The organism is Jiella sonneratiae (genome assembly GCF_017353515.1).
Lineage (GTDB): Bacteria > Pseudomonadota > Alphaproteobacteria > Rhizobiales > Rhizobiaceae > Jiella > Jiella sonneratiae.
Window position 1 is genome coordinate 18,775 of record NZ_JAFMPY010000038.1, and the last position, 11,496, is coordinate 30,270.

The window sequence follows — 11,496 nt, forward strand, 5'->3', positions numbered from 1 at the left end:
CGTGTTTTCTCGAGCCGGCCATTTGCCATGCCCGGCCGTGTCAGGATAGGACCTGCGCCGTGTCGGCGCTGCCGCCGCGTCTCGTTGCATCCGGCGACAATTTAGGGCAGCACCACTGTCCTATCCGATGCAATATGGCAGAAGTCCCCATTCACCACAAGATGGCCGCAGCCGTCACTGTCGAATTCCTCAGAGTTCCGGTCCGGCGTTTCTTCCAGGCAAGGCGCAGGCGCGGCTCGCCGCAATACTCTCCTTAAGATTGCATTTTCGCTTTGAGTGACGCATCCTTCGGTTGCAGATTGCCGCCGCCCTCCGCCATCCGGACGGCGTCACGACAACAAGGGAGGTTCTCATGAAGACACGGGTCGGGAAGACGAGGCCCATGAACAAAGGGACCATGAAGACGGGAGCCGTTCTCGCTTCGGCCGGCATCTTCGCCGCCGCGCTGGCGGCCGCGCCGGCGGCGGCCGACTCGGTGCGCGCCGTGATCGACCTGTCGGTCGACGCCGGCGGCGGGGCGGTGCCGCTCAAGGTCGAGCAGGAGGTCGGCTTCACCCCCAAGGCCGGCACCATCACCGTCGAGGTCAGCGGCTACAAATGCACCATGGGATCTTCGACGCAGGGCTCGGTGCCGAAGGGCTGCAACTATTCGATCGACATCACCGGCAAGGAGCCCGCGGTCGTCGCGCGGGAGGCATCCGGCGCGTGCATGAACGTCAAGCCGCAGTGCTCGCGCTAACGCACTGACACGGGCGTTCGGCTCCCCTCGCCGCGAGCTGCGCCGGACGCCCCTGCCGACAGGGCGGGCAGAAAGGACAGCCTGCGGGGTGTCGTTTCCGGTGAAGCATTTCGGCTCGGCGCTGGCGCGGCGCGCTCGCCGCAGGCGCCCCCAACGTCACCGTCGCTCCCTGAAGACGCGAGAACCTCCGCGCGGCCGCGCCGACCGCCGGCCCGTGCCACAGCGCTCACGACGATGTCATCGCAGCCATCAGCCGATGTCGTAACGGGCGGTTTGCGGCCTTCGAACTTCGAAGCGACGCCGGTCCGGCGCCGCCAACGGAGTATCATCCCATGCGCAGCCTCATTCTCGCCGCGGCACTCGCCGCAACGGCCCTGAGCGTTCCGGCCTTCGCCCAGGACACGATGAAAACCGACACGATGAAGACCGACACGATGAAGACCGACACCATGGCGCCCGACACGATGAAGTCGGACACGATGGGTTCGGACGGCATGAAGTCCGACGCGATGCATTCGGACGCCATGCCGATGGAAGGCGCCATGATGACGATGATGAAGGCCGGCGAGGTCTACGCCGTCATGCCGGACGGGCACATGGGCTCGACCATGTCGGACGACAAGATGATGATGGACGCCATGATGAAGCACGGCAAGCCGGTCGAGCACTGCATGCTGTTCATGAGCGGCGAGGACGGCAAGATGATGATGATGGAGGCAACGGCGAAGACGACCGTCGCCGAGTGCGAGAAGATCGCGAAGTAGGAAGCCGGGGCGGGCCGCCGGCGCCTGTCGCGCGGCCGCCAGGTTCGGCGGCGACCCAGCGGATCGCTGTCTTTCCGGGCCAGGGTGATCGCCCGATTTCGGGGCGGAGCGGAGCGACTGGGTTTGTCGTTGCCCTGCCCGGGAGACCGAGGCGTCGCGAACGGCCGGTCGCTTCGCGCGAGCGAGTTTTCCGGCCGCCACCGCCGTGCTTGCCCTTCGCCGCGCTGCGGTATAGGCGTCGAGCCCATGATCTTCGCTTCCGACAACTGGTCCGGCGCCCACCCGGCCGTCAACGCCGCGCTCGCCCGATACAGCGAGGGCATGGCCAGCGCCTACGGCACCAGCGAGCTCGACAAGGCGGTGGAAAAGCGCTTCGACGAGATCTTCGAGCGCGAGGTCGCCGTGTTCTTCGTCGGCACCGGCACGGCGGCGAACTCGCTGGCGCTGGCCTCGGTCAACCGGCCGGGCGGCGTCGTCCTCTGCCACCGCGAGGCGCATGTCGTCGAGGACGAGTGCGGCGCGCCTGAATTCTTCACCCATGGGGCGCGCATGGCGCCGGTCGACGGCCCGGACGGGCTGATCGACCCGGCAAACCTGAAACGCGAGATCGCCCGCTTCAAGCCGGACTTCGTCCATGCCGGCCAGCCGATGGCCGTGTCGATCTCGCAGCCGGGCGAGGCCGGCACCCTCTATGCGGCCGAGACGATCGAGACGATCGCCGCGATCGCCCACGAGCGCGGCCTGACGCTTCACATGGACGGCGCGCGCTTTGCCAACGGCCTCGTCGCGACCGGCCTTTCGCCGGCCGAGATGACCTGGAAGCGCGGCGTCGACATCCTTTCGTTCGGCGCCACCAAGAACGGCTGCTGGTGTGCCGAGGCGATCGTCGTCTTCGATCCCGCGAAGGCGACGCAGTTTCCCTATATCCGCAAGCGCGGGGCGCAGCTCTTCTCCAAGACCCGCTTCGTCGCCGCGCAGTTCATGGCCTATTTCGACGACGGCCTCTGGCTCCGGATGGCCGGCCACGCCAACCGCATGGCCGACCGGCTGCGCCAGGCCCTCGCAGCCTCGAATGCGGCGCGGGAAGCCTGGCCGACCCAGAGCAACGAGGTCTTCGCCGTTCTGCCGAAGGATCTCGCGGCCCGCATGCGCGAGGCCGGCGCCGTCTTCCACGATTGGAACGCGCCGCATTCGATGCCGGAGCTCGCCGGAGAAGACGAAACCCTCGTTCGCCTCGTCACCAGCTGGTCGACCAGCGAAGAGGACGTCGTGCGCTTCGCCGGGTTCTTGCGGTAACGGTTTCCCCCGCCGGATCATTACTCGCGCGATCGCTCCGCCGGATCAGGCGGAACCGCCGCGCCGGGAGAAATATTCATATCCAATCGTTGCAATAACTGTCGTATTCAGAGAGTATTTTCGCTTCGCCGTTCGAGCCCCTGTCGCGATGATGGCAGCATCGGGCGAAAAGACGCCTCCCCTACAATGAGTTGCATCGGTAACACACCGGTTCGATCTTTATCGGCCCGGATATGCTTATGCGATTTATAGAATAGAGCAATCATTGCGCTTCGCAATCGCTAAATGATTGACTTTTTTGAATAGCAGACGGACGGCCAACAATACCCGCAGCAATCATTCACGACGCTGCGTCATCTGATCTGGATGGCTGTGCTTTTCCCGCACTGGCAACGCTCCTGCAAGAATTTAGGGTCGACCCGTCATTCGATGCTGGAGGGCAATCCATGAAAACGAGGCACATTTACGTTGCGGCCGCGTCACTGGCCGGACTGGTCACCGGACAGGCGAAGGCGGCGGACGTCGTAGGCTACGAACCCGCTCCGACGGCGGTCACAATCGAAACCACCGATTCGATCGCCGACGTGAGGATCGGCGCGGCCTATCTCAACCAGGACATCGTCAACGGCTACGGGACCGTGATCGACGATGCCCCGTTCAATTTCCTGGGTCAGGCCGAAGACGGCCGGGACCTCAGCCGTGTCGGCGTCGAAGGTGGTTTCGACATCTGGTCGTCGCTCAGCGCATCCAGGAGCCTGTATCTCGGATTCAACGGCGTCTACACCCAGGGAGCCGAGATCGACGACGGCAGCCTTCCCACCGCCGGCCCGGTGCCGTTCCTCGATGTCCTCCCGATAACCGGCGCCCCGTCTCCCGGTGCGATCGACAGCGGCTTCGGCACCACCTACAACGTCAATGCAAGCTTGGAATACAAGCGCTTCGACGGCAGCATCGGCTACGGGCTTCCGCAGTCCTACTTCGGCGCTGACGTCGCATTCGGTGTCTTTGCCTCCTATGGCGGGATCGATCTCAACACGACGATCAACACCCAGAACGGCGGTTTCACCTTCCTGCACGAAGACGTCGACATCGGGTCGGTCGGGCCGATGGTCGCGGCACGCAAGAGTTTCGACCTCTCCTCCAACGTCGAGGCCTTCGTGGAAGGGCAGGCTGCCGTCGTCTACGCCCACGGCAAGCTCGACGCCTTCCAGAATGCTTCGAACTTCGCCAATCCGCTGGCGGTTTCGGATTCGAGCAGCGACATCGCGGGTGTCGGACAGTTGCGGGTCGGATTCAACTTCATCCCCGCGGGCGGCAAGTCCAAGCTCGGCATTTACGGCGGCGTCGGCGTTCGCAACGATACCTACGAGATCGTCAATCCGCGCTCAGCGTCCGGCCTGGTCGCGAACAATCCGGCTTCATACTCGCCCGAAGCGTCGCATCTGGAGCAGACCCTGCAGTATTCCGCCTCGATCGGCGCCAATCTGTCGATTCCCTTCTGAGGGTCGACGGTCCCTGCCGGGCATCGCCACCGCGCTGGACTGGCGGCGATGAGGATACCACGAATGCTTCGCCTCCGATCCGGTCAGCTCCGTCATGGGCTGGTCGGATCGGGGCGTTTTCGCCGCGTGGCGCGTGGCGACTGCGGCGGCCGATGCAATCGAAAAATGGCGGTGGGACATGGCGCCGCGCGTCTTCGGGAACGGCTGCCCGGGCAAGGTGTTATCGTAGTGACGTCGGCGGAGACCAGGTCGAGCCGTTGGCCCGAACGCCCGCCGACGACGCCGGGCCCAGGTTTTCCGCGAACCGGCAAAGACCAAAGAAAAACGACAGCGAAGGGAGACGAAACATGACGACCGACGCTTACGCGCAGGGCCGGATGGCCTTCGAACACAATCACCCGATGTCGTCCTGCCAGTATCCGGTAGGCTCCGACCTGCGGGGCAAATGGATGGACGGCTGGCATGCCGCCCGGAACGCGGCGCCCGCCGGCGATGGCGCGCATTCCGGCATGATGGCCGACGCCAGGCGCGCAGCCTCGCTCGGCCGGCCCGACGCGCACGAGTCCTGAGCGCGCCTGCGTCTATTATCCCGGGATCCGGCCGCCCGCCGCGCGGTCGCAGGACGCGCCGGTCTGTCCCGGCCGGCATCATCAGGGCCGGCATCATAGGCGACGGATTTTTCCCCGCGACCGCGGTCGCAAAGGCTGCTGCGGCGGCTGCCGGCTGAGCGCCGCCCGGCGCCCGGCCTCGGCGGCGCCCCCCGGTCCCTTGCAAGGCGCGGCGTCCAAGGCGCGGCGTCCCTTCCCTCGTTCCGTCCCAGCCTGTATCCTGCCTGCCAAGCCCCTCAGGCCCAGCAGACAGGCATTCATGTCCATACCGAAAAAACCCGGCTCCTCCCGTCCGACGACGCCCGAACGGATCGATGCGCGGCGCCGGCCGGCCGGCGGCGGCGGCAACGAGGCCAGCCCGATCAAGGGCGCGCCGATGCCGGTCAAGCGCGACCTCGCCCATCTGAAACTCTCGCCGGAAGAGACCCGCGCCTTTCTCGAATCCCGCCGGGGCGTGCGCTCGATGGAAGAGGCGCGCGAGTGGCTGGCGCTGCGCGGCATCGACGATCTCGAATGCATCACGCCGGATCTCGCGGGCGTCGCCCGCGGCAAGATGATGCCGGCGAAGAAGTTCGTCGCCAACACCTCCCTCGCCCTTCCCTCGGCGCTGTTCATGCACACGATCTCCGGCGAATATCCGGAGGAAAGCGGCGAGTTCCGCTATTCGCCCAACGACGGCGACCTGAAGCTGGTGCCCGATCTCTCGACGCTGTGCCTCGTGCCCTGGGAGAACGATCCGACGGCCCAGGTCATCTGCGACCTCGTCGACCATGCCGGCAGCGCCGTCGGCTACACGCCGCGCAACGTCCTCAGGCGGGTGCTGCAGCTTTATGAAAACCGCGGCTGGCGGGCGGTGGTGGCGCCGGAGATCGAGTTCTACCTCGTCTCCAAGAACGTCGATCCGGACTATCCGCTGGTGCCGCCGATCGGCCGCTCGGGCCGCCAGATCCAGTCCGGCCAGTCCTATTCCATCGGCGGGGTCAACGAGTTCGACGAGCTGATCGACGACATCTACGACTTTTCCGACGCGCAGGGGCTCGAGATCGACACGCTGATCCACGAGGAGGGCGCCGCCCAGCTCGAGATCAACCTCAGGCACGGCGATCCGCTGGAGCTCGCCGACCAGGTGTTCATGTTCAAGCGGACGATCCGCGAGGCGGCGCTCGGCCAGGACATCTATGCGACCTTCATGGCCAAGCCCATCCAGGGCCAGCCGGGATCGGCGATGCACATCCACCAGTCGGTGGTCGACGCCCGCACCGGCAAGAACGTCTTTTCGAACGACGACGGCACCGCCTCCGAGCTCTTCCTCAACTTCCTCGGCGGGATGCAGCACTACGTGCCGAAGGCGATCCTGATGATGGCGCCCTACGTCAATTCCTATCGCCGGCTGACCTACGGCATGGGCGCGCCGACCAACACCGCCTGGGGCTACGACAACCGCACGACGGCCTTCCGCGTGCCGAATTCCGATCCCGCCGGGCGAAGGGTCGAGAACCGCCTCCCCTCCTCCGACGCCAATCCCTATCTCGCCATCGCCGCCTCGCTCGCCTGCGGCTATCTCGGCATGGTGGGCGGCGTGTCGCCGGGCGAGCCGACCGACCTCACCGTCAACGAGGACGGCGAGATCGAGCTGCCGCGGGGTCTGCTGGAGGCCGTCGCCGCCTTCGAGGCCGAAGAACACTTCCGGGAGGTGTTCAGCCGCGAATTCGTCGGCACCTATGCCGGCGTGAAGCGCGGCGAACACGAGACCTTCATGCAGGTGATCAGCCCGTGGGAGCGGGAGTTCCTTCTTCTCCAGGTCTGACGTCTCGAACGGGACGTGACGGGCTTCGCTCGTTGCCCCGTTCTTTGTCTTCTTTTGTCCGCACGATCCTCTCCGAGAGGCGATTCTCGCTCTTCGGGATCATGCCTCAGCCGAAGGTCCGCCACGATGGACGCCCATCTGTCGCCGATCGCCCCCGGCCGCAGCTTCTATCAGGACACGGTCGAGCGGCCGCGCCATCCGCGCCTCGAAGGGCCGGTGCGCACCGACGTCCTCGTCGTCGGCGGCGGCTTCACCGGCCTTTCCGCCGCCATCCACCTTGCGCGCAGCGGCGTCGACGTCGTCCTCGTCGAGGCGCACCGCTTCGGCGACGGCGCCTCGGGCAGGAACGGCGGCCAGATGGGCACCGGCCAGCGGATCTGGCCGGGCGAGGTCGAGGCGCTCTACGGCTTCGAACGCTCCAAGGCGCTGTTCGACCTCGCCGAGGAGGCCAAGGCGCATCTCTTCGAATTCATCGCCGCCAACGGCATCGACGCCGATCTTCGGATGGGCCAGCTCTCGGTCGCCCACAAGCGCTCCTACCTCCCCGAATATCGCGGCCAGGTCGATTCCCTGCGGGAGCGCTACGGCTATCGGAGCGTCGGCTACATGGACGGGGCCGAGACCGCCGAACGGCTCGGCTCGTCGCGCTATTTCGGCGGCATCCGCGACACCGGCACCGGCCACGTCAATCCGCTGAAGTTGATCGTCGGCCTCGTCAGGGTGGCGGCCGAAAGCGGCGCCCGCCTGTTCGAGGAGACGCCGGTCGTCGCCACCCGCCGCGACGCCGGCCGCATCGTCGCGACGACCGGCGGGGGCGAGATTTCCGCCGAGCGCGTGCTCTATGCCGTCAACGCCTACGGCCCCGGGCTCGACAAGGCGATCGACTCGCACGTCATGCCGATCGGCTCCTTCATCGGCGCGACCGAACCCCTGGCCCAGGACGCCGGCGTCCTTCCCGGCGGCGAAGCCTGCGACGATTCACGCTTCGTCGTGCGCTACTTCAGGAAGAGCGTCGACGGCCGCCTGCTGTTCGGCGGGCGCGAGGCCTACACCTCCGAAGCCGGCGACATCACCCGCCACATCCGCAGGCAGATCGCCGAGGTCTATCCGCATCTGAAGGGCATCCGCCTCACCCATGCCTGGGGCGGCTCGGTCGGCATCACCATGCAGCGCCTGCCCTTCGTCAGGACGCTCGCGCCCGGCGTCACGACGATCGGCGGATTTTCCGGCCACGGCGTCATGCTGGCGAATTTCGCCGGCCGGCTCTATGCCGAGCGCGTCGCCGGCAATCGCGACCGGCTGGCGGATTTCGAGGCGCTCGACATTCCGGCATTTCCCGGCGGTCGAAAGTTGAGGGCGCCACTCTTGTTTCTTGCCATGACGTGGTTTTCGCTGCGCGACAGGTTCTGAACCACCGAACGACGTTTGATCCAGTCGTCGCACGTGGCGGTTGGTGCCGTTGCCGCGGTTTTTTGTCATTCGTTCCCGGCTAAACATCAATTCGACGCAATGCCGCGGCTTCCACACGCAAAACACTGTCCGAAGCGTGGCGCGGGTCTATCTGGTTTGAGCCCGTGCGAAGCGCGGGACGAGGATCCGTCGCGGCCCGGATGCGTTGAGGGTCCTGCGACGAAAAAACGCGTGCGCCGTGCCGGCGGCGAACGGCCAGATTTTTCAAGATCCAAAGAGACTTTTCGGGAGACGGCGTCGCACCCGCCGTCGCCTTGGACTTGTAAGTGCATCAAAGGACGTACATTTCGCAATTCGATGAACGAGATTTCCAGCTTCCCTCCGGCCCCCGCCTCGGCGCGCGGCGCGCCTGTCCTTTCGCCGAGACGCAGCGCCTCGATGCGGCATGCCGGCGCACGGGTCGACGGCCGTGTCATGGAAGTTCACGGCGGCCGTGAGGTGGGGGCGCGATGAACTCGTTCGGTCCCTCCCCAGACCAGGTCGACCTGTCGAACTGCGACCGCGAACCGATCCACCAGCTCGGGCGCATCCAGAGCTTCGGCTACCTCCTCGCCATTTCGATGGACTGGATCATCCAGCACGTCTCGGCCAACATCGCCGACATTCTCGGCCGCCGGCCGGACGAACTGCTGGGCCTGCCGCTGAACCAGGTGCTGCCGCTGGCAACGATGCACACCGTGCGCGGGAAGCTGCAGCTGCTTGCGCCGAATGCCGGATCCGAGCGGCTCTTCGGCTCGGAACTCTTCGGCGACGGCCGCCGCTTCGACGCGGCGATTCACATCTCCTCCACTTCCATCGTCATCGAGTTCGAAGAGGCGCGCGAGGAGACCTTCGGCAACGGCAATCCCGGCGCCGTGATCAAGGCGATGATGGCGCGCATCGAGCGCTCGACGACGAGCGACGCGGTGTTCAACGAATGCGTGCGGCAGTTGCGCGCCGTGACCGGCTTCGACCGCGTCATGCTCTACCGCTTCAACGACAGCGGCTCGGGCGCCGTCGTCGCCGAGGCGCTCAACCGCGACATCGAGCCATTTCTCGGCCTCAACTACCCGGCGACGGACATCCCGCGCCAGGCGCGCCAGCTCTATCTGCGCAACCGCGTGCGCATCATTTCCGACGTCGATTCGACCGACGTCGACATCGTGCCGCCCACCGGCCCGACCGGCGAGCCGCTCGACCTGTCGCTGTCGGTGACGCGGGCGGTCTCGCCGATCCATGTCGAGTATCTGAAGAACATGGGGGTTTCCGCCTCCTTCTCGATCTCGATCGTCATCGACGACAGGCTCTGGGGGCTGTTCGCCCTGCATCACTACCATCCCCGGCATCTCTCGATGGAGATGCGCTCCACCATGGAGCTGTTCGGGCAGGTGATCTCGCTGGTCATCGAAGGCCGGCTGTCGAAGGAGATGCGCCGCGTCGAGGAAGAGGCCCGGGACCTCCACGACCGGGTGGTCGGCCGGCTCGTCGCCACCTCGCCGACGATGGAAGAACTGATCGACTTTGCCGACGACTTCCGCGAACTCATCCATTGCGACGGCTTCGCCATCTGGGCAAAGGACGTCGTGCGCACCGTCGGACGCTGCCCTTTTCCCGACGACATGCCGGGCCTGACGCGGTTTCTCAACCGCGCCTCGGCGAGCCGGGTCTATGCCAGCGACGACCTCTCCTCGGTCTATCCGAAGGCCCACGACTTCATGGACCGGGCGGCGGGGCTCCTCGCCATCCCGATCTCGCGCTCGCCCCGCGACTACCTCATCTTCTTCCGCAAGGAGATCGTCGAGACCGTCACCTGGGCCGGGCGGCCGGACGAGAAGCCGGTCGAATTCGGGCCGAACGGGCCGCGCCTGACACCGCGCAAGAGCTTCGAGGCCTGGCAGGAGACGGTGCGCGGCAAGTCGCGGCCGTGGTTGTCCTCGGAGCTGAAGGCGGCAGAGGCGCTGCGTGTCTCGATCCTCGAGGTGCTGCTGCGCTTCAACGAGGAGGCCGAGCGCCAGCAGACGCTCGCCACCCAGCGCCAGGAACTGCTGATCGCCGAGCTCAATCACCGGGTCCGCAACATCCTCAGCCTGATGCGGGCGCTCGTCGTCCAGAGCCGGGTCAGCGCCAAGAGCATCGACGACTTTTCCGCGATCATCGGCGGGCGCATCCAGGCGCTGGCGCGGGCCCACGACCAGATCACCGACGACAAGTATCAGGCGCAGAGCCTTCGATCGATCATCCAGACGGAGATCGAGGCCTATGTCGGCCACAAGGTCACCCGGGTGCATCTCGACGGCCCCCCGGTGCTGGTCGAGGCCAAGACCTTCTCGACCCTCGCCCTCGTCTTCCACGAGATGGTGACCAATTCCGCCAAATATGGCGCCCTGTCGGATTCGCTCGGCCATGTCGACGTCGAGTGGCGGGTCGACGACAACGAATGCTGCGAGATCCGCTGGCGCGAGAGCGGTGGCCCGGCCGTGCAGCCGCCGACGCGCCGCGGCTTCGGCACGACGATCATCGAGCGTTCGATCCCCCACGACCTCGGCGGCGAGGTGACGATCGACTATCATCTCGCCGGGGTCAGGGGCCGCTTCCTCCTGCCGCCCCGGACGTTCTGGCTCGCACCGGAAGGGGGCGAGGCGGCCCACCCCCGAAACGAAGAAGGCAAGCCCTTGCGGACCGACAAAAGCGCGGGTGCCGCGCAATCACGCCTCGCCGGCAAGCGCGCCCTCATCGTCGAGGACAACATGATCATCTCGCTCGACGCCGAGCAGATGCTCGTCGACAGCGGAGCCGCCCACGTCCTCACCGCGATGAGCGTCAGCGAGGCACGGCGGATCATCGAAAGCGAGACCATCGACGTCGCGCTGCTCGACGTCAATCTCGGCGGCGAGACGAGCTTCCCCCTGGCACCGCTGCTCGAAAAGGCGCGGATCCCCTATGTCTTCGTCACCGGCTACGGCGAGAAGCTGGAACTGCCGCAGGACGTCGGCACCGACGTCGAGGCGATCAAGAAGCCCTTCGCCACCGACCAGCTGATCGCGGCGCTCGAACGCGCGCTCGATCGCCGCGGGGCCTGATACCGAATTCGGGGGATTGATTCAGAGGATTCCCGCTTGGGCTCGAATTTCATAGGCTTGATGGGAGCGATTTGAAGGAGGCCTTTGATGGCGTTCAGTCCCGAGCCGCTGACGATCGATGAGCTTGAACGGCGATTTCGCGACGCCGCCGACGTCGTCGAGCGCAACCATTTCCAGACGATCCTGCTTCTGGCGAAGGGTCGATCGCGGGCAGAGGTGGCGGAGATCCTGGCCTTTTCGGAACGCTGGGT

At 66.1% G+C, this 11,496-nt stretch carries 8 protein-coding genes; all 8 read left to right on the forward strand.

Features of this window, described 5'->3' with window-relative positions; all coding sequences use genetic code 11:
- Positions 1 to 382 precede the first annotated feature (382 nt).
- The 8 genes from J1C47_RS22095 to J1C47_RS22130 all read left to right on the forward strand — a co-directional run bounded on the left by J1C47_RS22095 (position 383) and on the right by J1C47_RS22130 (position 11,245).
- Entirely contained in the window at positions 383 to 739 is a 357-nt protein-coding gene (locus J1C47_RS22095) for a hypothetical protein (RefSeq protein WP_207352978.1), read from the forward strand.
- 332 nt (positions 740 to 1,071) lie between these two features.
- Complete coding sequence (locus J1C47_RS22100) at positions 1,072 to 1,503, forward strand: pentapeptide MXKDX repeat protein (RefSeq protein WP_207352979.1); 432 nt, start codon at positions 1,072 to 1,074, stop codon at positions 1,501 to 1,503.
- A 246-nt stretch (positions 1,504 to 1,749) separates the two neighbouring features.
- Positions 1,750 to 2,799: a threonine aldolase family protein gene (locus tag J1C47_RS22105; protein WP_207352980.1), complete on the forward strand. Its 1,050-nt coding sequence runs from the start codon at positions 1,750 to 1,752 to the stop codon at positions 2,797 to 2,799.
- A gap of 446 nt (positions 2,800 to 3,245) precedes the next feature.
- Positions 3,246 to 4,301, forward strand: coding sequence for an autotransporter outer membrane beta-barrel domain-containing protein (locus J1C47_RS22110; RefSeq protein WP_207352981.1), 1,056 nt, complete (start codon positions 3,246 to 3,248; stop codon positions 4,299 to 4,301).
- A gap of 347 nt (positions 4,302 to 4,648) precedes the next feature.
- Complete coding sequence (locus J1C47_RS22115; RefSeq protein WP_207352982.1) at positions 4,649 to 4,870, forward strand: ribosome modulation factor; 222 nt, start codon at positions 4,649 to 4,651, stop codon at positions 4,868 to 4,870.
- 415 nt (positions 4,871 to 5,285) lie between these two features.
- Positions 5,286 to 6,716, forward strand: coding sequence for a glutamine synthetase family protein (locus J1C47_RS22120; RefSeq protein ID WP_207352986.1), 1,431 nt, complete (start codon positions 5,286 to 5,288; stop codon positions 6,714 to 6,716).
- 126 nt (positions 6,717 to 6,842) lie between these two features.
- Complete coding sequence (locus tag J1C47_RS22125) at positions 6,843 to 8,126, forward strand: NAD(P)/FAD-dependent oxidoreductase (protein WP_207352983.1); 1,284 nt, start codon at positions 6,843 to 6,845, stop codon at positions 8,124 to 8,126.
- A 509-nt stretch (positions 8,127 to 8,635) separates the two neighbouring features.
- Positions 8,636 to 11,245 (forward strand): HWE histidine kinase domain-containing protein, encoded by a 2,610-nt coding sequence (locus tag J1C47_RS22130; protein ID WP_207352984.1) that lies wholly within the window; start codon positions 8,636 to 8,638, stop codon positions 11,243 to 11,245.
- Positions 11,246 to 11,496: the final 251 nt, after the last annotated feature.